Origin of the sequence: Streptomyces cinnabarinus (genome assembly GCF_027270315.1) — a bacterium.
GTDB lineage: Bacteria > Actinomycetota > Actinomycetes > Streptomycetales > Streptomycetaceae > Streptomyces > Streptomyces cinnabarinus.
This window is the reverse complement of sequence record NZ_CP114413.1, coordinates 6,837,563-6,861,433: the sequence shown is the minus strand read 5'-3', so window position 1 is coordinate 6,861,433 and position 23,871 is coordinate 6,837,563. Positions and strand designations below refer to the sequence as shown.

The following is a 23,871-nucleotide window of genomic DNA, read 5'->3' as shown; positions in this document are numbered from 1 at the left end:
TCCGTCGGAATATCCATTGTCGAAGGAGGCACCATGCCCGTCGCCGACCTGCTGGCCGATGACCTGCTGGAGCTGGACGCCCTGACCGAGGACGAGCTCCTCACCGTCGAGGCGGACGAGAACGAGGCGCAGGCCATCCTGTGCTCCTGCTGCTGCTCCTGGTGCGGTTGCTGAGTATCGGTCTGATACGCGTCTCCCGGGAGGCCCGGCCTCCCGGGAGACGGCTGGACCCTGTCGCCCCGGAGGTCGGAGTACGCGATGACAAGTGAAGAGAACTGGGGAATGCCGCCCATCCCGATTCCTCCCCTCGGGGTGAAACGCCTTCTCCTGGTCGGCACCGGATCATCCAATGCCGCATTCCTTCCGCTATGGGTCAACTGGTTCCAGGTCAGTTATCCGCAGGTGGAATTGCGCATTGTACTCACGCGTTCCGCACAGCGTTTCGTGACCCGGGAGGGCCTTTCGGTTCTCACCAATCGGCTGGTCTTCGAGGATTCCTGGTCCGAGGAGCCGCAGTCGCGGAAACTCCATGTGGAACTGGCGAGCTGGCCCGACGGAATCGCCGTTTACCCGGCGGGCCTGCACTTCATCGCCCGCCTCGCCCAGGGTCTCGCCGACACCCCGGTGACGATGGCACTGCAGTGCACCGAGGCGCCGATCGCACTGGCCGCCGCGCTGCCTCCGGGCGGCTGGGAGAGCGCCGCGATGACGGACCACCGGGAGCGTCTTGAGCGGCGCGCCAATGTCGTACTGCGAGCGCCGGTCACGGGGCTGAGCATGACGACCGGGCGCCATGACGGCAACCAGCCGGACACCCTCCCGAACCTCCTCAGGAGCCTGGAGGACCTCCGCACCCGACGGGAGGCGGTGAACGGTGCCGGCGCCCGCTGAACCGGGGGCGGCGGCCCGGCATGTGGCGGTCTGCACGGCCGCCGCGTACAGCCACATCGGCCCGCTGCTGGGCACCGTGGCCGAACTCGTCCGGCGCGGTGTGAAGGTCAGTTACGCCACGACCGAGCAGTTCGCGCCCCTGGTGGAGTCCGCGGGCGCCACCCCCGTACCGGTCCGCTCCTCGCTCCCCGCCGACCCCGCCGACTGGCCCACGGACATCCGACGGCTGCCGCTCCTCTACCTCGACGACGCCCGCGCCACGCTGCCCCGGCTGGCGGCGGCCTTCGCGCGGAACCGCCCCGACCTGGTCCTCACCGAGGACCCGGCGGGCGCGGGCAGCGTCCTCGCCGCGAAGTGGGACATCCCGTCGATGCAGGTCTGGACGTATCTCGCGGCGCCCCAGCACTGGTCGCTGGCCCCGCCCGGATCGCCCACCGCGAACCCCGTGGCCCCCGAATTCCTGTCCCGGCTGGAGGAGTTCCTGGCCGAGGAGGGCGTACGGACCACGGCTCGGGACCACTTGAACACGGCGCTGTCGGGCGGACTGGTCCTCATCCCCCGCTCGTTCCAGCCGGACGGCGACACCTTCGGCGAGGAGTACGCCTTCGTCGGCCCGGCCCCGGCTCCGGAACCGGCGGGCTGGACCCCGCCCGACACCGACACCCCGGTCGCCCTGGTCTCCCTGGGCTCGATCGACCACGCCCACCCGGAGTTCTTCGCGACGGTCGCCGAGGCGTTCACCGGCCTGCCCTGGCACGTGGTGATGGCGACCGGCGACCGCTGCGCACAACTGCCCCCGCTCCCCGCCAACGTGGAGGCCCGCGCCTGGGTGCCGAACCGGGCCGTGCTGCGCCACGCCGCCCTCGCGATCCACCACGGGGGCATGGCCACCACGATGGAGGCCCTCCAGCACGGCGTGCCGTCCCTGGTGGTCCCCCGGCTGCCCGAACAGGCCGGTACGGCGAGGCGCGTTCGCGAGCTGGGCCTGGGCACGGCGATCCCGTTCCACTCGGTCACCTCCGCGGCCCTGCGTACCACGGCCCTGCGCCTGCACGCGCACGACGGGGTACGCGCGCGGCTCACCGCGATGCGCGAGGAGATCCGCCGCGCGGGCGGCGCGCGCACCGCGGCCGACGCCGTCCTCGGACGTCTCGCTCCCGCATGACCGCCGAAGTCATCGGCGACGGGTTCATCGCCCGCCACCTGCGCCGCCACCCGCTCCCGCACCACCGGGTGACCGTCCTGGCCGCGGGCGTCTCCAGAACCTCGGAGACCGCGCCGGAGCAATTCGCCCGCGAGGCAAGGCTGGTGACCGACACGGCCCGCCGCTGCCTCGAACAGCACCGGCTGCTGGTCCTGTTGTCCACGGCGGCCACCGGCCTGTACGGCCGACAGGGCGAGGGCCGCGAGAGCGCGCGGATCACCCCGCTGACGCCGTACGGCCATCACAAGCTGGCGATGGAACGGCTCGTCACCGCCTCCGGCGCCCCCGCGCTCGTCCTGCGCCTGAGCCATCTGGTCGGCCCGGACCAGAACCCGGCCCAGCTCATCCCGTCGCTGGTCCGTCAGATCCGCTCGGGCACGGTCACCGTCCACCAGGGGGCGCGCCGGGACCTGCTGGACGTACGGCACTTCGGGACGGTGCTGAACCGGCTGCTGGAGCGGGGAGTCCACGGCCGTACGGTCAATGTGGCCTCGGGGATCTCCCACTCCGCGGAGGAGATCGTCACGGCGGTGGAGAAGGCCATGGGCCTGCGGGCACGCCGCGTCGCGCACGAGGTGCCGCCCGAGTCCGTGCGGATCTCCACCCGCCGGATGCGGGCCTACGTCCCCGAGGCCGCGCACTTCGGCTTCGGCCCCGCCTACCTGGACGAGGTCATCGCGCGCTACGCGCCAGCCACGGTGTGAGGCTGGTGTCCACGATCAACTCCTTGTACGTCTCGTCCCCCGGGAGCGGCACGATGAGCCACTGCCCGGGCGGAAACAGCCGGCCCTTGGTCCGGGCGAGCCCGCCGTAGACGGATCTGAGGAACCCGGGCACGGAGTCCCGGGGTACATCGTGGAACTCCACGCCGTCGACGGTGATCCTCGCGTCGTCCTCGGGGAACAGCCGCACGCTCACATACGGCGACCCCATCAGCTCCACGAACGCCTCGTGCGGCAGCGAGCCGTCCGGGTCGAACACGGTGAACAGTTCGGCCGACGTACGGCGCGAGGTCTGGTCCGCACCGATGTCGTCGGTGACCGACATGCTCACCCCGAACTCCACCGCGAGGTCACGGATCGCCACGACAGCGGACTCGGTGGTCGGCAGATGTGCTCTCTCCATGCCCTGATCATGCCCGACACCCCCAGAAAGGTCTAGACCGGTCGCTCCGGTTCCGTGGGCGGCTCCGCGGGGGTCGGCGCCGGCGGGCCGAAGAGGACGGCACGGGCCACGGGCGGCGCGAACAGCGCGGCCACGGGCTCGGAGAGGGTCAGCACGGCACGGAAGGCGCGGCCCACGACCGGGTCACCGGGTGCGCGCTGCTGGACCCGGCGCAGATACCAGCCCGCGACCCGGTCCGCGGGGCCGGCGTCGAGGGCGTTGCCGATCGCGCCGGGCATCGCGCGGTCGGCCCCGGCGGAGATGTCCCACGCCTGCCGGGACGCCGCGAGCAGCGCCCGCTGGACGCGCCGGGTGGAGGGTGTGCGGCGCGGGTCGGCGAGCGTGTCGCGCAGGGCGACGGCGCTCATCGCGGCCACGGCCATGCCCTGGCCGTAGATCGGGTTGAAGGTGCACAGCGCGTCGCCGGTGGCGAGGAATCCTGCCGGGTGGCCGGGCAGGTCGTAGCGGCGGCGGACGTTGGCGGTGCGCCGGTAGCCGAACGGCGGGGAGAGCGGTTCGGCCTCGTCGATCCAGCGGTCCAGCAGCGGATGGCCGAGCCGCTTGGTGTACGCCACGAACTCCTCGTCGCCCGCGGGCGGTTCGTCGCCGCGCAGCCCCGAGACGATCACCAGGTGGGTGCCGTCCTCCAGGGGCAGCGCACCGCCGCCGTTGAGCTGGCCGGGGCCGGGATAGACGTAGTAGCCGAGGGTCTCGCCGTCCAGGACACCGCCGCGGCCGCGGTAGATCCGGGAGGCGTACGCGAGCCCGGTGTCGAGCCCCTCCTCGTGCGGGGCGGCGGCACCGATCGCCGCGAGCCACTGCGGCGCCCTGGTCCCCGCCCCGCTGGCGTCGACGACCAGGTCGGCCTCCAGCGGCCGCGGTTGGGCGCGCTTCTCGCCGGACCGCTCCCGCAGCAGCACGCCCCGCACTCGCGAGGCGTCCCCGAGCAGCCCGACGACGTCGGCCCCCTCCACCACGTCGATCAGCGGGTTGGCCAGAACCCGACGTCGCACCAGCCCCTCCAGTTGCGCACGGGACCCGGTGTAGATGTGCGTGGAGGCGGACACCCGGCGGAGCCAGCGGCCGTCCTGCCACAGCACCAGGTCCGACGGCATGCCCACCCACGGCGCGCCCGCGTCCCGCAGTTCTCCCAGGAAGCCCGGCAGCAGCGACTCCATGGCCACCTGCCCGCCCTGGAGCAGGACATGGGGATGGCGGCCCTGCGGCACGCCGGACCGCGGCTCGGCGCCCTCCGGGAACCGGTCGCGCTCGACGACGGTCACCCGGTCGGCGTGTCCGGCGAGCGCGTGCGCCGCCAGGAGCCCCGCGAGGCTCCCACCCACGACCACCGCATGCCGTCCGTCCTGACGGCCCGTTCCTACGGCAGAGTCCACCGATCCGCTCCCCTGGTCACCCGAACTGGGACAAGCCTCAAGTATCCCGTCCCGGCAAGCGGGTTGACCATGTTTCGGCCCTTCCACAGGGGGCGACCAGGAGCAGCCGAGGGGCGTACGGCGTACGGCCCTGGGTTCAGCCCTCGTCCGGCGTCAGCCGCAACGAGATGCTGTTGATGCAGTACCGCTGATCGGTGGGCGTCGCATACCCCTCCCCCTCGAACACATGCCCGAGGTGCGATCCGCACCGCGCACACCGCACCTCGGTGCGCACCATGCCGTGGGAGGTGTCCGACAGCAGCTCCACCGCGTCCGTGTCCTTCGGGTCGTAGAAGGACGGCCAGCCGCAGTGGGACTCGAACTTGGTGGTCGAGGTGAACAGTTCGGCGCCGCAGGCGCGGCAGGAGTAGACACCCTCGGTCTTGGTGCCGGTGTACTCACCGGTGAACGCGGGCTCGGTACCGGCCTGCCGGAGTACGGCGTACTCGGCCGGGGTCAGTTCCGCGCGCCACTGCTCGTCCGGCTTCTCGACGTCGTACGACATGAGCCTCAGCCCCTCACTTGGACAGACGGTCCAGGATCTGCGGGCCCAGGTCCGTCACATCACCCGCGCCCATGGTGAGAACGAGATCACCGGGCTTCGCCATTCCCGCCACGACCGCGGCCACCTCGGCCTTGTCGTGGACCGGGGTGACGTCCGCGCCCGCGACCCGGGCCGCATCGATGATCAGCTCGCTGGTGATGCCGGGGATCGGGTCCTCGCGCGCCGGGTAGATGTCCAGGACCAGGGAGGCGTCCGCGAGGGCCAGGGACTGGCCCATCTCCTTGCCCAGCTCCTGGGTGCGGGAGAAGAGGTGGGGCTGGAAGACCACCAGGATCCGGGCGTCACCGGCGGCGGCGCGCATGGCCTCCAGGTCGGCCGTCATCTCGGTCGGGTGGTGCGCGTAGGAATCGATGACCTGCACGCCCGCGGCCTCGCCCTTGAGCTGGAGGCGGCGCTTGACGCCGGTGTAGGCGGCGATCGCCGGTGCCAGCTCGGCGGCGGGGATGCCGAGGGCGGCGCCCGCGGCGAGGGCGGCAACGGCGTTGTGCGCGTAGTGGCGGCCGGGGACGGAGACCGTGAAGGTCAGCTCCTGGCCGTCCAGGACCACGGTCACCTCGCTCTTCAGCCCCTGGGCGACCACCGACAGCACCCGCACGTCGGCGTCCGGCGCCTCGCCGTACGTCACCACGCGTACACCCTCGACGCGCCGCGTCAGCTCGCGCGCGCCTTCGTGGTCGGCGGAGATCACCAGCGTGCCACCGGGCACGATCTTGCCCGCGAAGGTCTCGAAGGACTCGTAGATCTCGTCCATCGAGGCGTAGTTCGCGTGGTGGTCGAGCTCCACGTTGAGCACGATCGCGACCTCGGGCGCGTACTTGTGGAAGCTGCGGTCCGATTCGTCGGCCTCGGCGACGAAGATCTCGCCGTCGCCGTGCAGCGCGTTGGAACCGGGCGCGTCCAGGTCGCCGCCGATGGCGTACGACGGGTTCAGGCCCAGCTCGCTCAGCGACACGGCCAGCATCGAGGTCGTGGTGGTCTTGCCGTGCGTACCGGCCACCGCGATCGGCCGCAGGCCGTCCATCAGGGCGGCGAGCGCGTCGGACCGGTGCACCACCGGGATGCCCAGCTCGGCGGCGCGGGCCAGCTCGGGGTTGTCGGCTCGGATCGCCGAGGACACGACCACACAGCTCGCGTCGTCGGCGAGGTGCCCGGCGGCGTGCCCGATGTGCACGGTCGCCCCGAGCGCCCGCAGGGCCTCGGCGGTGGCGGACTCCTTGGCGTCGCTGCCCGCGACGGCGGCTCCGCGCTGCGCCAGGATCTTCGCGATGCCAGACATACCGGCGCCGCCGATGCCGATGAAGTGCGGTCGGTCCATGGCGGAGGGAAGGCCGGCTGCCATGTGCATATCTCCCAAGATCCGGTACGACGGTGAAGGCGCCCCCAGCCTATGGGGTGCGCCGGTCCCCCGGAGCACTAGGCCTTGCTGTGCGAGAACAGCTTCAGTACCGGTACCCCCACCTTGTGCCGGGCCCGGGAGGCCCAGTCCCGGTGGAAGAACTCCTCCACGTAGTGCGGATCGGTCAGCACGATCACCTCGTCCGCGCCGGTCTCGGAGACCAGCGATCTGAGCGCGTCCAGCGGGTGATCCTCGACCAGCCGCCCGTCCGCCTCGCTCCCGGAGGCCCGCAACGCCGTGAGGGAGACCTCCAGGGCCCGCTCGCCGAACCCCTTCGCCTCCTCCCCCTCCGGGGTGTCGCCCTCCCGTGCCGCCTCGTCCAGCTCGCCCAGCGCCACGTCGTCGATGGCCCGCAACAGGCGATCGGCCTGGTCACCGCGCGGCTGGAGCAGCACATGGAAGGAGACCGGCACGTCCCCGTGCAACGTGGTGACGAACTCCACGTCCGCGGACGTCAGGGCCTTCTCGATCATCAATACGCTTCTGAACACCAGGCGCCCCTTCTCCTGCAGGGCCGTGCGAGGCCCTGCGGAAACCATCCTGCCCCGTGGTCGCACGGGGACTGCGAGTTTTAGTGTGCCCGCCGGAAGCTAAACGGAACGGGTGATTCCGCCGTTCTCGGGATCACAAGACCGAACCGTCACCCCAAGGCGCCCGCGACCCCCGTCAGGCCCGCCCGTACCGGGTGAAGAGGAAGCCCTCCTCCTCCAGCAGGGACACCAGTGCGAATTTCCTGGGCACCTCGACCGAGGGGCCCCCGGCGATCCGCTGCGCGCCCCCCGCGGTGAGCATCGGGGACACCGTCAGACAGATCTCGTCCAGCGCATCGGCCGCCACCAGCTGTCCGAGCAGGGTCGGCCCGCCCTCGGTCAGCAGCCGCCGGTACCCGAGCCCGGCGAGCCCGCGTACGGCGCGCTCCGGCTCCACGCCCGCGCCGTCACCGGCGAGCACCACCCGCACGCCCGCCCGCTCCGCCGCAGCGATCCGGTCCGGGGCGGCGGAGGCACCGGTCAGGACCACCGTCGGCACCAGCGGCTCGGTGAACAGCGGAAGGGAGAAGTCCAGGTCGAGACTGGCCGTGACGACCGCGACGGCCGGTGCGGGCGCCTGCCCGGCGGCCTCCCGCCGGTCCGCGAACTCCGCCCGCGCGCGGGCCGGCCGGTACCCCTCCTGCCGTACCGTCTGCGCGCCGACGACCACCACGTCCGCCAGCGCCCGCAGGGTGCCGAAGATCCGCATGTCGGCCGCGCTGGAGATCGGCTGCGACCTGCCGTCGTGCTGGGCGGCGCCGTCGAGGGTGGACACCATGTTGGCGCGCAGCCAGGGCTCGGCGGTGTCGGGATAGGCGTAGGCGTCGGCCAGCTCGCCGAGACTCCACTCCCGGTCTGCCGTCCCGGATTCGAGTGTCTGATCGGTCACAGGGAACAGGTGTCGCATGCGGGAAGTGTTCCACGGGGCGCGGGGGCGGGCCTCAGGAGCGCGCGCAGGAGCATGGGGCCGCGCCGGACGCCCCCGCGGACCACCCCCTAAAATCGATAGACGTGTCCTCCTCTCCCTCCGCCGGCTCCTCCACCACCGGCTCCCCCACCGCCGGCGAAGCCCCCATAGCCGAAGCGGCCCCCGTCTCCCTCTGCTCCCGCGAGCCGCACGTCCCCGCGGACCGTCTGGTGGCCGAGATGGTCCCGCCGCCCCGCTTCGACTCGGTCCGCTTCAGCACCTACCTGCCGGACCCGAACCAGCCCAGCCAGACCGAGGCGGTCCAGGTCCTGGAGACCTTCGCGGCGGGCCTCGGCGGAGCGCACGCGGTGGGCGGCTCCGCCAGGCGCGGCTTCTTCGGCCTCGGCAGACCCAAGGCCCCGAAGACCCCGCCCGGCCCCCGGGGCGTCTACCTGGACGGCGGCTACGGCGTCGGCAAGACCCACCTGCTGGCCTCCCTCTGGCACGCCACTCCGGCCGAGCCCTCCCTCAAGGCGTTCGGCACCTTCGTGGAGCTGACGAACCTGGTCGGCGCCCTCGGCTTCCAGCAGACGGTGCAGACCCTCTCCGGCCACCGGCTGCTCTGCATCGACGAGTTCGAGCTGGACGACCCGGGCGACACGGTCCTCGTCTCCACCCTGCTCGGCAAGCTCGTGGACGCCGGGGTCGCGCTCGCCGCCACCTCCAACACCCTCCCCGGCAAGCTCGGCGAGGGCCGCTTCGCGGCGGCGGACTTCCTGCGCGAGATCCAGGGCCTGTCGGCGCACTTCCGCCCGCTGCGCATCGACGGCGAGGACTACCGCCACCGCGGACTGCCCGAGGCACCGGCGCCGTACGGCGACGAGCAGGTGACGAAGGCGGCGTACGCCACCGAGGGCGCCTCCCTCGACGACTTTCCCCGGCTGCTGGAGCACCTGGCCAGGGTCCACCCCAGCCGGTACGGCGCGCTGACCGACGGCGTGCGGGCGGTCTGCCTGACCGACGTACAGCCGGTCCCGGACCAGTCGACGGCCCTCAGGCTCGTCGTCCTCGCGGACCGGCTCTACGACCGTGAAGTGCCCGTGCTGGCCTCGGGTCTGCCCTTCGATCAGCTGTTCAGCGAGGAGATGCTGAAGGGTGGCTACCGCAAGAAGTACTTCCGCGCGATCTCCCGCCTCACCGCGCTGGCGCGGGACGCGAAGCCGCTCGTCGAAGCCTCCGGAGCCGCCTGAGCCGGGCCGAGGCATACCCGTACCGCAAACCTGGGCATATCGTCTAATAAGCGGGTACACCGGACCTCTGACAGGGAGGTCGTCATGGTCGAGGAGCTGCTCACCGTGGCCGCGGCCGCCGGCGCCGCCGGGCTGGTCTACTTCGCCGCCGCGGCACGGGTCGTCAAGCAGTACGAGCGCGGGGTCGTCTTCCGGCTCGGGCGGCTGCGCGGCGCGGTGCGCCAGCCGGGGCTCGCCGTGATCGTGCCGGGCGTGGACCGGCTGCGCCGGGTCAACATGCAGATCGTGACGCTGCCGGTGCCGGCCCAGGAGGGCATCACCCGGGACAACGTCACGGTGCGGGTGGACGCGGTCGTCTACTTCAAGGTCGTGGACGCGCCGTCGGCGATCGTGAACGTCGAGGACTACCGGTTCGCGGTCTCGCAGATGGCGCAGACCTCGCTGCGCTCGATCATCGGCAAGAGCGATCTGGACGATCTGCTCTCCAACCGGGAGAAGCTCAACCAGGGCCTGGAGCTGATGATCGACAGTCCCGCGATCGGCTGGGGCGTGGGCGTCGACCGCGTGGAGATCAAGGACGTCTCCCTGCCGGACACCATGAAGCGCTCGATGGCCCGCCAGGCGGAGGCCGACCGGGAGCGGCGGGCCCGGATCATCAACGCGGACGCCGAGCTCCAGGCGTCGAAGAAGCTGGCCGAGGCGGCGCAGCAGATGGAGGACACCCCCGCCGCACTCCAGCTGCGCCTGCTCCAGACGGTCGTGGCGGTGGCCGCCGAGAAGAACTCCACCCTGGTGCTGCCGTTCCCGGTGGAGCTGCTGAGATTCCTGGAGAAGGCCCAGCAGCCGCTGCCGGAGCGCCACGACGGAAAGTGAACACGCTCTACGCGCGTGGTTCACCTGACGGAAAGCAGATGGTAGACACGGCGTCGACACAGTCCTGTCCGCCAGCAGGAAGGTTCCCGCATGTCCGACCACGGCACTCATAGCCGCCGTCAACTCCTCGCCCGCACCGGCGCCTTGGGCGTATCGATCGCCTTCGCCGGAAACCTGACCGAACTCTTCGCGGGCACCGCCGCCGCGCAGACCCTGGGCCACACGGGCTACGGCCCCCTCGTCCCCGACCCCAACGGCCTCCTCGACCTGCCGGAGGGCTTCCGCTACCGCGTGCTCTCCCGCGAGGGCGACCCGCTGCGCTCCGGCGAGGGCAAGGTGCCCTCCAACCACGACGGCATGACGGCCCTGCCCGGCCGCCGCGGCCGCGTCCATCTGGTCCGCAACCACGAGAACCGCAATACCGCGAAGCTCCCCGTCCCCACGGTCGAGGGCCTGACCTACGACCCGCAGGGCAAGGGTGGCTGCACGGCCCTCACCCTGGACCCGCACGGCGAGGTCCTGGCCGAACGGGTCGCCATCGCCGGTACGGCCGTCAACTGCGCGGGCGGGCCCACCCCTTGGGGCACCTGGCTGACCTGCGAGGAGACCGAGGACAGAGCGGGCACCAACGGCTACACGAAGGACCACGGCTTCATCTTCGAGGTCGATCCGGCCGACCCGCACCGCAGCGGCGCGGTCCCGCTGACGGCGATGGGCCGCTTCCAGCACGAGGCGGTGGCGGTGGACCCGCGCACCGGCATCGTCTACGAGACCGAGGACGCCTTCCAGACGCCCTTCGGCCTCTTCTACCGCTTCCTGCCCAACCACCCCCACGGCGGCGCCGGTTCACTGCGCGCGGGCGGCCGCCTCCAGGCGATGCGGGTGCCGGGCGTACCGGACCTGTCGTCGATCCAGGAGACCGGCACGACCTTCGACCACGTCGACTGGGTCGCCGTACCGGACCCGCTGGCCACCGAAACCCCCATCCGCCACCAGGACTTCGGCCGCAAGGGCATCACCCACGCCCAGAAGCTGGAGGGCTGCTACTGGGGCGGCCGCTCGGTCTACTTCGTCTCCTCCTACGCCCGCAGCTCGGAGGGCTCGGCGGCCGACCACTACGGCCAGATCTGGCGCTACGACCCCACCCACCGCCGCCTCACCCTCGTGATCGTCTTCGGCCCCGACACCGACATCCAGCTCCCCGGCGAATCGCCCGACAACATCTGCCTGGCCCCGTCGGGCGGCCTCATGGTCTGCGAGGACGGCAGCGGCGCCCAGCACGTCTACGGCGTCACCCGGCACGGCGAGGTCTACGAGATGGCCCGCAACGCCCAGAACATCGGCACCCCGGGAGCCCCCGAGTGGGGCGAGTTCGCGGGCGTCGCCTTCTCCCCCGACGGCCGCACGATGTACGTCAACTGCTACACCCCGGGGACGACCTTCGCGGTGCGGGGCCCCTGGCGCAGGTGACGCGCGCCAGGGCGCGGGCGGCAATCCGGAGCTTGTCCGATTAGTCCGGTTATGTTCATTCGGTGATCCTTCGAGCACGACAAGTCACCGCCGTCTGCGCCCTGGCCGCCGCCCTCTGCGCCTGCGCCTCCCCCGAGGCCGAGGCCCCCCGGGCCGCCCGCCCCGCACCGGCGGCGGCCTCCGTGGCTCCCTCGGAGCCGCCCACGCTGGCGCCGGGGCCCGCCGGACTGACTCGCGTCTTCCGGAACGGGCCCCGGTCGTCGGAGAAGGTCGTCGCGCTCACCTTCGACGCCGACATGACCGCCGGTCAGGGGGCCCGGGCGGCTGGTGGGGAGCGGTTCGACAATCCGGGGCTCATCGCGGCGCTGCGGGCGCTGAAGGTCCCGGCGACCGTGTTCATGACCGGGCGGTGGGCTGAGGAGTACCCCGACCAGGCGCGCGGCATCGGACGGGATCCGCTCTTCGAGGTGGCCAACCACTCCTACAGCCACCACGCCTTCACCGGGGACTGCTACGGGCTGCCCACCCTCTCCGAGGCGCGGATGCGGGGCGACGTCGAGCGAGCCTACGCCGCCTTCCGCGAGGCCGGTGTGCCGGACGCCATGCCGTACTTCCGGTTCCCCGGCGGCTGCTACGACCGCGCGGCGCTCAAGGCACTGACCCCGGCCGGGGTCACCGCCGTGCAGTGGGACGTGGTGAGCGGGGACGCCTTCGCCACCGACGCCGACGCCGTGGCCCGGCAGGTGCTGGACGGGGTGCGGCCGGGGTCGGTCGTCGTCATGCACTGCACCCGCAGCGCCGCCCCGGCCACCGAACGCGCCGTCCGCACCGTCGTCCCCGAGCTGCGGCGCCAGGGATACCGGTTCGTGAAGGTGTCCGAGTTGATCGGGGCCGCCCGCACGGAGCGGTGAGCGCTCTACGCTGGACCCATGAGCGACAGCGACTATTGCACGATCGCCGACGCGACCAAGCCGCCCAAGGCCGACGGACCGCCGTACGCCGAGTGCGTGCTGTGCCGGGAGCCCACCGAGTACCCCGAGTCCTTCAAGGGCCTCACCCTCTGCCCGGTCTGCGAGTGGCGGGAGGCCGAGCGGACCGCCTGCTCAGGGTGATCTGCGCGAGCACAGCGCGCAGGCCAGGGCGATCGCCGCGGCGGTGAAGAGGGTCGCGGCGATCAGGGGCAGCGCCGGCAGCGGGACCGTGCCCGAGCGGGAGCCCGTGACCAGCCCGCTCACCGCCGCCTGCGCCGGGGAGCCGGTCAGCACCACCGACAGCAGCGCGGCGAGGAGCATCGCGGGTATCGCCCGGCCGGTCGTGCGCAGCACCGGCCAGGTGGTCAGCGCTCCCACGGCCGTTCCGAGCAGCGCGCAGACCAGCGCGGCGACCAGCCCCGCGGCGCCCGCCGGGAGCCGCGACACCTCCGTCTGGTAGTCCGCGCTCTTCGGATCGCTGATCAGCGTCACCAGGACCGTCGCCAGCGTGCCGAGCGCCGTCGCCGCCGTCAGCGCGACCAGCAGCGCGGCGAGGTGGGCCCGTCCCGGACCGACGGCCGCCGCCACGACACCTCGGGCCGCGGGCGGTTCGCCGGTGACGCAGATCCGCACCAGCCAGGCCGCGACCGGCAGCAGGGCCGCCGCCGCGTAGCCGAGCGAGTCCAGCACCGGCTGACCGCCCTGGACGCCCACGGCCAGGAAGACGGCGTAGAGCAGGAACGGCGGCAGCCAGCGCTGGGAGCGCAGGAGCAGGGCGGTCTGGTAGCGGAGCAGTGCGGTCACTGGGCTTCCTCACTGCCCACGGTCACCACATGCCATGGCGGGCGGGCCGTCAGCAGGGCGCGGAGCAGGACGTCGGAGTGGGATGCGGGGACCGTGACGCGGTAGGTGCCCGCGGTGGTCTCTTCGAGCGCGGTGAGGGGGAGCCGGGCGGTCTCGGCCGGGAGGGTCCCGCCGCTCGGACCCTGCGCCACGACCACCGTCCGCGGCCCGGACCCCCGCGAAGTCTGTTGTTCCGTACGGCGGTTGACGGAGCCGTCGTGGACCGTGCAGATCACGTCCGGGACTCCGGCCAGCCGCCGTGGGTCGTGGTCGACGAAGACCACGGAGGCCCCGGCGGCGGTGCGTTCGGCGACCGCGCGTTCCAGTTCGGCGCGGGCGTCGGTGTCGAGGCCGGTCCATGCCTCGTCCAGCACCAGCAACTCCGGCTCGGCCAGCAGCGCCTGGGCCACGGCGACCTTCTGGCTGCTCCCCTTGGAGAGCTGGGCCATCGGCGTACGGGCGTATCCGGCGGCGCCGAAGCGCTCCAGCCAGTCGCCCGCGGTGCGCTGGGCCGACTCCCGGGACAGGCCGTGGACCGTGCCCAGGTGGGTGAGGTAGCCGAGGGCGGTGAACGGGAGGGCCGTGGGGAAGCGCTCGGGGACGTAGGCCGTGCGGGGGCGGCCGGTGATCCGGCCCTCTGTCGGCGCGTCGATGCCGGCGAGCAGGCGCAGGAAGGTGGATTTGCCGGTGCCGTTCGCGCCCTCTACTCGGGTGAGTGTTCCGGGAGCCATGGCCAGGTTGACCGCCCGTAAGACCCAGGGTCCGCGCAGGCCGTAGCGGCGGCCCACGTTGTCCAGGCGAAGATCACGTCGCATGGGGGTCATCCTGTCGCATGGCGGGTGCGGCGCCCCTACAGGTCGGACCGGGCACCGGTCGCTGGACTGGCAGACTTGGATGAGTGAGCCACGAATCCCCCGCCAGTCCCTTCCGTTGCGAAGCCACCCCTCGCGACCTCGCGCCGCAGTTCGTGCTGCCGCTCGTCGTGCGGATCGAGCGGGCCGCGCCGCCGGCCCGTACCGACGCCCTGGAGACCGCCGCCCGTGCCGTGCTGGTGCTGCTCGCGGATGAGCGGGCCGATGGGGACGGGGAGTGGGCCGAGGCGGTGCGGGACTGGCAGGACGCCCGGATCCGGAAGGTCGTACGGCGGGCCCGGGGCGCCGAGTGGCGGAAGGCGGAGGCGCTCCCGGGGATCACGGTGACCGGGAAGTCCGCTGAGGTCCGGGTCTTTCCGCCGGTCCCCCTCGACGGGTGGCCCAAGGAGCTGGCCAAGCTCCAGGTGTCCGGTACCGACCTCGACGATCCGGAGGCCCCGGTCGCCGCGGATCCCACCGCGCCGGTGCTGTGGCTCAACCCGGACCTCGACATGTCGGCCGGAAAGGCGATGGCCCAGGCCGGGCACGGCGCCCAGCTCGCCTGGTGGGAGCTGTCCGAACAGGAGCGCACGGCCTGGCGCGACGCCGGGTTCCCGCTCGCCGTACGGACGGCGCCCCGCGACCGCTGGCCCGGCCTCACCACCAGCGGTCTGCCGGTCGTCCGGGACGCGGGCTTCACGGAGATCGCCCCGGGCTCCTGCACGGTGGTCGCCGATCACCCGTCCCTGCGGCGGGCCGAGGGGTGATGACATGATCGGGTCGAGTTTCTGATCAGTAACTGACGTACTTCACGGGGGAGTTCACATGCGTCTGTCGACGCGCGGAGGTCGTTTCGTCGTACCCGTCGGGCTGGTGCTCGGTCTGCTGACGGCATGTGGGAGCGGGAGCGGGGGCGAGGGCGGCGCTCCGGCACCCCAGGGCTCCGGCAGGAGTACGACGGCCGCCGCCAAGGGCTACAACCCGCCGCTGAAGTTCCAGGACCAGCCCGCGCACGACATCGCGGGCGGGGTCGACGAGGGGAACTGGTCCGTCGAGCTCAGGGAGACCACGGCGTACGCCGTCTCCGACGAAGAGGTCCGGGCGGTGAGCGTGCTCGACGGCGAGGAGCTGTGGAGCGTGCGGCCGCGGGGACAGCTCGCCGAGGACACCGACTACGGCACCGACGCCATCGCCGGGCCGCACTTCGTCGCCATCGACGGGAGGATCGCCCTGCTCGCCGCGTTCTCCGTCACCGAACCCGGCTCCGGCACCACCCCCGACCGGCCGCTGATCGAACTCACCGCCGTCGCCGCCGACTCCGGCAAGCGCCTGTGGACGGCCACGGTCGAACGGCCCGAAGGGCACGAGGAGGGCGAGCCCTACCTCGCCGGGGCCGATGCCACCACCGCGGTGCTCACCTTCGGCGGCGAGACCGATGCCGTGAGCGTCGGCATCTCCCTCGCCACGCGCGAGACGACCTGGACCGAGCAGGGCTTCGACGCCCGCTTCGTCGACACCGGCGTAGTCGTGGGACGCGGCGGCGCCGACAGCGCCCTCGGCGGCGGCGCCACCGTGGAGGGCCGCAAGACGGCCGACGGCAGCAAGGCGTGGACGTACCGGGACCGCCTCAACAAGACCGAGCTGAGTCCGGTCGGCGGCGGTCTGTTCACGGCGGTCGTCGACGCGCCCTTCGAGTCGGAGACCCGGATCGCCGACCTGCTCGCCATCTCCACCGGCAAGCCGCCGGCCGGGCTCCGGACCGGACGCGCGCTCGGCGAGCCGGACGACCTGTCCTGCTGGTGGGCCGAGGGCTCCGCCGTAGTGTGCGAGACCGAGAAGGACTTCGACGAGCGGGTCGTCGCCCTCGACCCCGAGAACTGGGGAGAGCTCTGGTTCATCTCCTCCGACGACAAGACCCGGCTGATGCCCGACGTCTCCACGGTCTTCCGCTCGGCGGTGTACGGCGAGACCGAGAACGGCTCGGTGGTCCTCGACGCGCGTACGGGCAAGGACAGGGCCTCGGGCGACGGTGACGCGCCGTTCGCGGTGGACGAGTACGCCGGGCTGTTCGGCACATCACTCGGCACGATCGAGTCCCGTCGCGCGGTGAGCTAGGGCCTGTCGTTTGGATCAGGCCGGCTGCAGGAAGGGTGCAGTCCGGCCGGCCCGAGCGGGGGCGATGGGGGTGCCCCCGCGCGAGGTTGTTCGAGCGTGGGGGAGCGTGCAGCCGCAAGGCGGAGGAGGGCGGCGACGCGGAGCGTCGGCAACCGACGACAACGCCGCTGGGGTCCCCCCTCTGGGGGAGTGCGTGCCAGGGCCCGCGACGCCGGGCTGATCCAAACGACAGGCCCTAGGCCGGGCAGGCCCCCCGCGCCCAACCTCAAATGTTGCTCTGAAGCCCGGCCCGGGGGGATTCACCGCCGCGCGCCGGGGCCATACCCCCTCCACGCACGTGACGGAGGGGGACGGCGATGGAGCGACTGGGGACGGGCATCGGGTGGCGGCCGGAGATCGCGGAGGCCGTGGAGGCGATGGAGGGCATCGACTGGGTCGAGGCCGTCGCCGAGAACGTGTGTCCCGGACATCTCCCGGAGTCGCTGCTGCGGCTGCGTGCGCGCGGGGTCACCGTCGTCCCGCACGGCGTCTCGCTCGGGCTCGGCGGCGCCGACCGGCCGGACCAGGAGCGGCTGAGCGCCCTCGCCGAGCGGGCAGAGGCGCTGGGCTCGCCGCTGGTCACCGAGCACATCGCGTTCGTGCGGGCGGGCGGCCCGCTCACCGCGTCGCCGCGCCTGGAGGCCGGTCATCTGCTGCCGGTGCCGCGCACCCGGGACGCCCTGAAGGTGCTGTGCGAGAACGTCCGGATCGCCCAGGACGCCCTCCCCGTACCGCTGGCCGTGGAGAACATCGCCGCCCTGTTCTCCTGGCCCGGCGAGGAGATGACCGAGGGGCAGTTCCTGTACGACCTCGCCGACCGCACCGGAGTGCGGCTGCTCATCGACGTCGCCAATCTGCACACCAACCACGTCAACCGGGGCGAGGACCCGGCCGAGGCGCTCGCCGAAGTGCCGCTGGAGGCCCTCGCCTACGTCCATGTCGCCGGCGGTTTCGAGCGGGACGGCGTCTGGCACGACAGCCACGCCCACCCGGTCCCGCGGCCGGTGCTGGACATCCTGACCGATCTCGCGTCCCGGGTCGCGCCGCCCGGTGTGCTCCTGGAGCGCGACGAGAACTTCCCCGAACCGGACGAGCTGGAGCGGGAGTTGGGGGAGATCCGGGCCGCCGTCGAGAAGGGCGGCAGGGTACCCGAGGCCCGGCCCGTCACGCCTGGTACGGCACCGGAACCGGCCGCCGACGACGAGGCCCGCGAGCGGCTCGCCCTGGACCAGGCGGCGCTGCTCTCCGCCCTGGTCGCCGGGACCCCCGCCCCCGAGGGCTTCGACCGCGCGCGCCTCGGGGTGCAGGCGCGGGCGCTCGCCGGGAAGCGGGCGGACGTAGTGGCGAAGGTCGCGCCGGAACTGCCGGTGATCCTGGGTCCGGGATACCGGCCGAATTTCCTCGCCTACGCCCAGCGCAACCCCATGACCAGCGGCTATCGCCGGGACGCGCTCGACTTCGCCGGTCAACTGCTGCACGGGGAGGCGGCGTTGGAGGTGCCCGCCAGGAAGGAGCTGAACCAGTGGTGGCGGGAGCGCTCGGGCCCGGCCCCGCTGGCCCACTCCCGGCTGGCGCGGATACGGCGGTCCCTGACCGGCCGGTGAACGAGGGGCCCCGCTTAATAGTTAATATGCCCATCCCACCCCTCGAAGCGCACTGACGTGCGGTGCCGAAACTGGAGGCACCATGCGACCGCGACCGCCCGTCCCCGGCCGGGGCATCCTCAGCGGAACCGGACTCATCATCACCGGCCTGACGGCGACCCTCGTGGCACTGATCGTCCCGATCTGGTCGTACGCCGACCGCTCCGGGACCGGTCTGGACGTCCTGAACGCCGAGACCGTGTCGACGGAGTACGGCCCCCTGTCGGGGCTGGACCGCGACTTCATCACCAAGGTCCGGCTGGCCGGACTGTGGGAGCTGCCCGCCGGTCAGCAGGCCCAGCGCAAGGGCGGCACGGCGGCGGTGCAGACGGCGGGGGAGCATCTCGTCGAGGGGCACACCTTCCTGGACGAGCGGGTCCGTGACGTCGCCGCCAAGCTCTCCCTGGCGCTGCCCAACGAGCCGAACGAGCAGCAGCGGCAGTGGCTCGGCGTGCTGGACTCCGCCGAGGGCGCCGAGTACGACTGGCAGTTCGCCAACCTGCTGCGGCTGGCGCACGGCAAGGTGTTCTCGGTGGTGGCCCAGGTCCGTGCGAGCACGCGCAACACGCTGGTCCGTGAGCTCGCCGACGACGCCAACACCACCGTGCTGGACCACATCACCGTCCTGGAGGCCACCGGGTACGTCGACTTCGACGCCCTGGCCCGGGAGATGGCCGCCGGGAACACTCCCCCGCTCACCCGTTCCCCGGCACCGCCGGGACCGGTGACCGACCCCTCCCCCGCGATCCCCGTGACCCCCTCGCCGGTGCCGACGCCGTCGTACCCCCTGCCGCCCGCAGCCAGCCGCCCTCAGGAGTCCTGAGCGGGCCAAACGGAACGTCACATCCCGACAACGCATCGTCCGGATTGTGAATAAGGCATGGCGCTCGCAGGAGCCTTTGGCATAGAAACGCGGCATGTTCTGGGTCCTTCTCCTGCTCCTGGCCTGGGCCGTCGCCGGCACCGCCTGCACCCGGCTGTGCCTGGCCGCCGTACACGCGGCGGCCGCGGATGTGAACGCCGGCCGGGAACACGATCTGACGCTGTACGAGGCCGCGTTCCTGTCCGGCGGCCCCCGCCGGGTCGCCGATCTGACCCTGGTCTCCATGGCCCGCCAGCGCCGGCTGCTGCTGGCCCGTACGGGCTGGGCGACGGTCGTCGACCCGCGCGGCCGGGACGACATCGAACGGTCCGTCATAGGGGCCATCGGGCCCGAGGGGCAGTCCCGGATCGAGCCGGTGCGGGACGCCGCGGCCGGTGCGGAGGCGGTGGGCAGCCTCGCCGACCGGCTCGTGCGGGCGGGCCTCGCGGTGCCGGACGGCGCCCGCGGCGGGACAGCGGCCGCGGTACGGCAGGTGCAGGCCGCCGCGGCGGCCGTCCTCGTGCTGGGCGCGACCGCGCTGCTGATGCCCGGCGCCGCCGACCTGCCCCGGCATCTGGTCGCCCTCTGGTTCGGGCTGCCGCTCGCGCTCACCCTGAGCTGTCTGGCCATAGCCCGGGTCGAGATCCACCCGTACTCGCGCTGGGCCTCCCCGGCCGGGCAGCGGCTGCTGGGCACCCTCGCCCGGCACACGGCCGCCGGGGACGACCGCCGGTATCTCACCACGGTCGCCGTCCGTGGCGTCCGCGCGATCGGGGAGCCCGACCTGCGGGCCGCCTTCGAGCACCGCGAGCCCCTCCGGCGCGACTGACGCCTTCGGCTCGCGGGGGCGCACAAGGGGCATTGACGGCGACACCCGCCGGACGGTGCTTGCCTTCGCCGACTGCCGAACGAACCATCCCTTTTGTTGCGTACGCGCACCGAAGGGACACGCGATGAGAGCCCCCGCCCTCTACTCGGCCGCCGGGTCGTTGCTCCTGACCACCCTCGCCGCCGCCCCCGCCGACGGCGCGGAGGCCGTGCCCGGCCTGGCCGAGCTGCGCGGCACCGCGGTGGCCGCCGAGCGCGCGAAGGACGCCGGCATCCGCTTCGGCTCCTGCTCCAAGGAGCAGGACATGCCGGGCAGCCTCCGCTGCGGCACGGTGAGCGTCCCGCTGGACTACGCGAATCCGAACGGCAGGCAGATCAAGCTGACGGTCAGCCGGGTCCTGGCCACCCACAAGGACCCGCACAACAGCAAGCGCCGGGTGCCCCGGCAGGGCGCGCTGGTCTTCAACCCGGGCGGCCCCGGCGCCTCGGGCACGTACTTCCCGCTGATCGGCCTGATGCCCGAGTGGAAGCGCATCGGGGCCGCCTACGACCTCGTCGGCTACGCCCCGCGCGGGGTGGGCGACAGCGCGCCGCTGTCCTGCCAGGACCCCAAGAGGTTCTTCAAGGGCCCGTCCCAGGCGCCCATCCACCCCTCGGAGTCGTACAAGCGCGAGCGCATCGCGCAGGCGAAGGCGTACGCCCGCGGCTGCGCCCAGCGCTCCGGCAGCGCGCTCAGGCACTACCACTCCCTCAACAACGCCCGTGACCTGGACGTCCTGCGGGCCGCGCTGGGCGAGGACAAGCTGACGTTCATGGGCGCCTCGTACGGCACGTACTACGGCGCGCTGTACGCGACGCTCTTCCCCTCGCATGTGCGGCGGATGGTGTTCGACGCCGCCGTGAACCCGGAGCCGGAGCAGATCTGGTACCGCAACAACCTCGACCAGTCAGCGGCGTTCGAGAGCCGCTGGGCGGACCTGCGGGAGTGGATCGCCAAGCACCACAAGGTGTACGGCCTGGGCAACACCCCGGCGAAGGTGCTGCGCAGCTACCTCAGGGCGAGCGCGCGGCTCGCCGCCGAGCCCGCGGGCGGCAAGGTGGGTCCGGGGCAGCTGCACGGGGCCTTCCTCCAGGCCGGGTACTACGACGACTACTGGCCGCTGCGCGCGGAGGCGCTGTCGGCGTACCTCAAGGGCGATCCGCAGCCGCTGATCGACATCGCGGCACCGGTGACGGAGGCGGCCGCCGAGGCGGAGAACAGCAAGGCGGTCTACACGGCCGTCGAGTGCAATGACGGGCCCTGGCCGACCGAGTGGCGGGTGTGGGACCGGGACAACACGCGGCTCGCGCGGGTGGCGCCGTTCGAGACGTGGGACAACGTGTGGGCGAATCTGCCCTGCGCGTACTGGCCCGGGCCGCGTCAGTCGCCCATTGATGTGCGCACCGGTCCCGGTGAGCTGCCGCCGACGCTGATCCTCGCCGCCGAGTGGGATGCCGCGGCACCGTATGAGGGGGCGCTGGAGCTGCATCGGCGGTTGTGGCACTCGGTGTTGGTGACCGAGCGGGACGCGGGGACGCACGGGATCGGGGGCGGGCCCAACAAGTGCGTCAACGCCCATCTGGACGCGTACCTGCTGGAAGGGCGGCTCCCGGTGCGGCGCGCCGCGTGCGCGCCGCACCCGGAGCCTCGCCCCGAGACGTCCTAGGCCAGCTCTGCGACCAGGTCGCCGACCGACTTCCTGCGGCCCGTGTAGAACGGGACCTCCTCGCGGACGTGCATACGGGCCTCCGAGGCACGCAGGTGACGCATCAGGTCGACGATGCGGTGCAGTTCGTCCGCCTCGAAGGCGAGGATCCACTCGTAGTCGCCGAGGGAGAACGAGGCGACGGTGTTGGCCCGGACGTCGGGGTAGCCGCGGGCCATCTTGCCGTGGTCGGCGAGCATCCGGCGGCGGTCCTCGTCGGGCAGCAGGTACCAGTCGTAGGAGCGCACGAAGGGGTACACGCTGACGTAGTCGCGGGGCGTCTCGTCGGCGAGGAACGCCGGGATGTGCGAGCGGTTGAACTCGGCGGGACGGTGCAGCGCCATGTTCGACCAGACCGGCTCCAGCGCGCGGCCGAGCTTCGTGCGGCGGAAGAGGTTGTACGCCTCCTGGAGCTGGTCGCTGGTCTCGGCGTGCCACCAGATCATGACGTCGGCGTCGGCGCGCAGCCCGGACAGGTCGTAGGTGCCGCGGATCGTCACGTCCTTGGCGGCGAGCTGGTCGAACAGCTCCTGGACCTCGTCGGCGTAACCGCCGCGGTCCTCGGGGAGGACGTCCTTCAGCTTGAAGACGGACCAGAGGGTGTAGCGGATGACCTCGTTGAGGTCCTTGGCCAGCTTGCCCTTGTTCGGGACCCTGCCGGACTCGGTGGTGGGGGCGTCGTCACTCATGTCCCTCATTCTCCTGCTCCTCCGTGCAGACTCTGCACCGGGTTGGCGGTGAGCTCCTGCACTGCGCGCAGGTCACCCTGGATCTGGTCGACGGCGGCGTACGCGCTCGCGATGCACGCCGGGATGCCCACACCGTCGTAGGCGGCGCCGCACAGGGCCAGGCCCGGGACGCGGCCGATGTGGTCGCGGACCCGCGCCACGCGCGCGTGGTGGCCGACGGGGTACTGGGGCAGTCCGTCGGTCCAGCGGGTGACGCGGGTGGCGACGGGCGCTGCGTCGAGGCCGGTGGCCGCCTTGAGGTCGTGCCGGGAGACGTCGACGAGGGCGGCGTCGTCCCGCTGGAGGATCTCGGTCTCGCCGTAGCGTCCGACGGAGGTGCGCAGCACCAGCAGGTCCGGGTCCTCCTCGGCGATCCAGCCCCACTTCCGGGAGGCGAAGGTGGAAGCCTTGATGGTGTGGCCGTCGACGGGCGGCACCAGGAATCCGCTGCCCTCGGGGAGCGCGGTCCCGGCGCGGCGGTAGACGAGGGTGATCAGGGCCATGGAGGCGTACTCGACGGCGGTCAGCTCGGCCGCGGCGGCCGGGGCCTCGGCGCGCAGCAGGTCGGCGGCGACCGGGGCGGGTACGGCGAGGACGACGGCGTCCGCGCGCAGCGTCCGGTCGCCGGTGACGATCCGCCAGCCGTCCGGCGCGCGGCGCAGCCCGGTCACCGGGGCGCCGGTGACGATCTCGCCGCCCCGGGCCCGCACCGACTCCGCGACGGCGAGCGGAAGGGTGCCGATGCCGCCCTGGATGCCCATGAACACCGGGCCGGACTGCTGCTGGTTGGCGGCGGCCTTGGCCTGGATCTCACGGACCGCCTCGGTCAGCGAGTCATGGGTCCGCGCCGCCTGGAAGAGCTGCGGTACGGCCGAGCGCAGCGAGATGCGGTAGGCGTCGCCCGCGTACACCCCGCCGAGCAGCGGCTCGACGAGACGGTCGACGACCTCCCGGCCCAGCCGCTCGGCGACGTACGCCCCGACCGCCACGTCCTCGCCGACCTCGGTCCGGGGCAGTTCGGCGTCCCGCTCGATCCGGGCGAGGCCCTCGTCGGAGAGCACGCCGGACAGAGCCGCGGCGGTGCCGGGGACGCCCATGACATGGCCCTTGGGCATGGGGCGCAGGGCGCCTCGGGTCCACAGGGAGGCGGTGGCGACGGCGGGCGGCTGGAGGCGGTCGTCGAGGCCGACCTCGCGGGCGAGAGCGACGGCCTCGGGGCGGCGCGCGAGCATCGACTCGGCGCCGAGGTCCACGCGGACGCCCTCGATCTCGCCGGGCAGCAGCTTGCCGCCGACCCGGTCCGCCGCCTCCAGCACGGTCACCCGTCTGCCCTCGGCGAGCAGCCGGTGGGCGGCGGCGAGGCCGGCGATCCCGGCGCCGATGACGACGACCTGTCCGTGTTCCGCTGAAGTGCCCGAATCCGTGCCCGCTGCGTGCATGATCCCACTCTCTCAAACACCACTGACACTCCCGCCAGGGCCGTTCGGCCCGGACCCGCCGCCGAGCGGCCGGGCGCCGCGTGCCCGGCCCGAGTCCGGACCGTGACCGCATCGGAACCGGCGC

At 72.7% G+C, this 23,871-nt stretch carries 25 protein-coding genes; 15 read left to right on the top strand and 10 right to left on the bottom strand.

All coding sequences use genetic code 11. The features are described from left to right. Positions 1-33 precede the first annotated feature (33 nt). The 4 genes from STRCI_RS31100 to STRCI_RS31085 all read left to right on the top strand — a co-directional run bounded on the left by STRCI_RS31100 (position 34) and on the right by STRCI_RS31085 (position 2,799). Positions 34-174 carry a hypothetical protein gene (locus STRCI_RS31100; protein ID WP_159045587.1) on the top strand — a complete coding sequence of 47 codons (141 nt, stop codon included), beginning with the start codon at positions 34-36 and terminating at the stop codon, positions 172-174. A gap of 108 nt (positions 175-282) precedes the next feature. Further along, positions 283-891: a flavoprotein gene (locus STRCI_RS31095; protein WP_269662262.1), complete on the top strand. Its 609-nt coding sequence runs from the start codon at positions 283-285 to the stop codon at positions 889-891. Then, positions 875-2,056 carry a macrolide family glycosyltransferase gene (locus tag STRCI_RS31090; protein WP_269662261.1) on the top strand — a complete coding sequence of 394 codons (1,182 nt, stop codon included), beginning with the start codon at positions 875-877 and terminating at the stop codon, positions 2,054-2,056. Before STRCI_RS31095 ends, STRCI_RS31090 begins: the two co-directional genes overlap by 17 nt. After that, positions 2,053-2,799 carry an NAD-dependent epimerase/dehydratase family protein gene (locus STRCI_RS31085; protein ID WP_269662260.1) on the top strand — a complete coding sequence of 249 codons (747 nt, stop codon included), beginning with the start codon at positions 2,053-2,055 and terminating at the stop codon, positions 2,797-2,799. The genes STRCI_RS31090 and STRCI_RS31085 overlap by 4 nt, the downstream gene beginning before the upstream one ends. On the opposite strand, the gene STRCI_RS31080 is transcribed toward STRCI_RS31085, so the two are convergent. The 6 genes from STRCI_RS31080 to STRCI_RS31055 all read right to left on the bottom strand — a co-directional run bounded on the left by STRCI_RS31080 (position 2,768) and on the right by STRCI_RS31055 (position 8,090). Continuing rightward, entirely contained in the window at positions 2,768-3,220 is a 453-nt protein-coding gene (locus tag STRCI_RS31080) for a hypothetical protein (RefSeq protein ID WP_269662259.1), read from the bottom strand. The genes STRCI_RS31085 and STRCI_RS31080 overlap by 32 nt on opposite strands. Before the next feature lie 32 nt (positions 3,221-3,252). Beyond that, entirely contained in the window at positions 3,253-4,602 is a 1,350-nt protein-coding gene (locus STRCI_RS31075) for an NAD(P)/FAD-dependent oxidoreductase (RefSeq protein WP_269664693.1), read from the bottom strand. A 187-nt stretch (positions 4,603-4,789) separates the two neighbouring features. Further along, positions 4,790-5,197 (bottom strand): peptide-methionine (R)-S-oxide reductase MsrB, encoded by a 408-nt coding sequence (gene msrB / locus STRCI_RS31070; RefSeq protein ID WP_269662258.1) that lies wholly within the window; start codon positions 5,195-5,197, stop codon positions 4,790-4,792. A gap of 13 nt (positions 5,198-5,210) precedes the next feature. After that, positions 5,211-6,596, bottom strand: coding sequence for a UDP-N-acetylmuramate--L-alanine ligase (gene murC / locus STRCI_RS31065; protein WP_269662257.1), 1,386 nt, complete (start codon positions 6,594-6,596; stop codon positions 5,211-5,213). Positions 6,597-6,670: 74 nt separating this feature from the next. Then, positions 6,671-7,144, bottom strand: a complete 474-nt coding sequence (locus STRCI_RS31060) for an indole-3-glycerol phosphate synthase (protein ID WP_269662256.1) — start codon at positions 7,142-7,144, stop codon at positions 6,671-6,673. 175 nt (positions 7,145-7,319) lie between these two features. Next, positions 7,320-8,090 (bottom strand): pyrimidine reductase family protein, encoded by a 771-nt coding sequence (locus STRCI_RS31055; RefSeq protein WP_269662255.1) that lies wholly within the window; start codon positions 8,088-8,090, stop codon positions 7,320-7,322. 104 nt (positions 8,091-8,194) lie between these two features. On the opposite strand from STRCI_RS31055, the gene zapE reads away from it, so the two are divergent. The 5 genes from zapE (at position 8,195) to STRCI_RS31030 (ending at position 12,795) form a co-directional block, all read left to right on the top strand. Then, positions 8,195-9,340, top strand: coding sequence for a cell division protein ZapE (zapE, locus tag STRCI_RS31050; protein ID WP_269662254.1), 1,146 nt, complete (start codon positions 8,195-8,197; stop codon positions 9,338-9,340). Between the two features lie 84 nt (positions 9,341-9,424). Beyond that, positions 9,425-10,213: a slipin family protein gene (locus STRCI_RS31045; RefSeq protein WP_269662253.1), complete on the top strand. Its 789-nt coding sequence runs from the start codon at positions 9,425-9,427 to the stop codon at positions 10,211-10,213. 90 nt (positions 10,214-10,303) lie between these two features. Continuing rightward, positions 10,304-11,683 carry a PhoX family protein gene (locus STRCI_RS31040; RefSeq protein WP_269662252.1) on the top strand — a complete coding sequence of 460 codons (1,380 nt, stop codon included), beginning with the start codon at positions 10,304-10,306 and terminating at the stop codon, positions 11,681-11,683. Positions 11,684-11,745: 62 nt separating this feature from the next. Next, positions 11,746-12,594 (top strand): polysaccharide deacetylase family protein, encoded by an 849-nt coding sequence (locus STRCI_RS31035; protein ID WP_269662251.1) that lies wholly within the window; start codon positions 11,746-11,748, stop codon positions 12,592-12,594. Between the two features lie 18 nt (positions 12,595-12,612). Next, the gene (locus STRCI_RS31030; protein WP_269662250.1) at positions 12,613-12,795 is read left to right on the top strand and encodes a hypothetical protein; all 183 of its coding nucleotides are present in this window, start codon (positions 12,613-12,615) and stop codon (positions 12,793-12,795) included. On the opposite strand, the gene STRCI_RS31025 is transcribed toward STRCI_RS31030, so the two are convergent. Then, positions 12,787-13,458 (bottom strand): ABC transporter, encoded by a 672-nt coding sequence (locus STRCI_RS31025; RefSeq protein ID WP_269662249.1) that lies wholly within the window; start codon positions 13,456-13,458, stop codon positions 12,787-12,789. The genes STRCI_RS31030 and STRCI_RS31025 overlap by 9 nt on opposite strands. After that, positions 13,455-14,312, bottom strand: coding sequence for an ABC transporter ATP-binding protein (locus STRCI_RS31020; protein ID WP_269662248.1), 858 nt, complete (start codon positions 14,310-14,312; stop codon positions 13,455-13,457). The genes STRCI_RS31025 and STRCI_RS31020 overlap by 4 nt, the downstream gene beginning before the upstream one ends. 83 nt (positions 14,313-14,395) lie before the next feature. Here STRCI_RS31020 and STRCI_RS31015 point away from each other — a divergent pair, with 83 nt between their 5' ends. From STRCI_RS31015 to STRCI_RS30990, 6 genes are all read left to right on the top strand, one after another. Then, positions 14,396-15,115 carry a peptidyl-tRNA hydrolase gene (locus tag STRCI_RS31015; protein ID WP_269662247.1) on the top strand — a complete coding sequence of 240 codons (720 nt, stop codon included), beginning with the start codon at positions 14,396-14,398 and terminating at the stop codon, positions 15,113-15,115. A gap of 58 nt (positions 15,116-15,173) precedes the next feature. Then, positions 15,174-16,463, top strand: a complete 1,290-nt coding sequence (locus STRCI_RS31010; protein ID WP_269662246.1) for an outer membrane protein assembly factor BamB family protein — start codon at positions 15,174-15,176, stop codon at positions 16,461-16,463. Between the two features lie 356 nt (positions 16,464-16,819). After that, positions 16,820-18,106: an MbnB/TglH/ChrH family RiPP precursor modification enzyme gene (locus STRCI_RS31005; RefSeq protein WP_269662245.1), complete on the top strand. Its 1,287-nt coding sequence runs from the start codon at positions 16,820-16,822 to the stop codon at positions 18,104-18,106. 82 nt (positions 18,107-18,188) lie between these two features. Further along, positions 18,189-18,968, top strand: a complete 780-nt coding sequence (locus STRCI_RS31000) for a DUF4142 domain-containing protein (protein WP_269662244.1) — start codon at positions 18,189-18,191, stop codon at positions 18,966-18,968. A 94-nt stretch (positions 18,969-19,062) separates the two neighbouring features. Beyond that, positions 19,063-19,836, top strand: coding sequence for a TIGR04222 domain-containing membrane protein (locus tag STRCI_RS30995; RefSeq protein ID WP_269662243.1), 774 nt, complete (start codon positions 19,063-19,065; stop codon positions 19,834-19,836). A 124-nt stretch (positions 19,837-19,960) separates the two neighbouring features. After that, positions 19,961-21,541: an alpha/beta hydrolase gene (locus STRCI_RS30990; RefSeq protein ID WP_269662242.1), complete on the top strand. Its 1,581-nt coding sequence runs from the start codon at positions 19,961-19,963 to the stop codon at positions 21,539-21,541. On the opposite strand, the gene hemQ is transcribed toward STRCI_RS30990, so the two are convergent. Together hemQ and hemG are read right to left on the bottom strand one after the other, a co-directional pair. After that, positions 21,538-22,269, bottom strand: coding sequence for a hydrogen peroxide-dependent heme synthase (hemQ, locus tag STRCI_RS30985; RefSeq protein ID WP_269662241.1), 732 nt, complete (start codon positions 22,267-22,269; stop codon positions 21,538-21,540). The genes STRCI_RS30990 and hemQ overlap by 4 nt on opposite strands. 5 nt (positions 22,270-22,274) lie before the next feature. After that, on the bottom strand, positions 22,275-23,747 hold the full coding sequence (gene hemG / locus STRCI_RS30980) for a protoporphyrinogen oxidase (RefSeq protein WP_269662240.1): 1,473 nt from the start codon (positions 23,745-23,747) through the stop codon (positions 22,275-22,277). Positions 23,748-23,871: the final 124 nt, after the last annotated feature.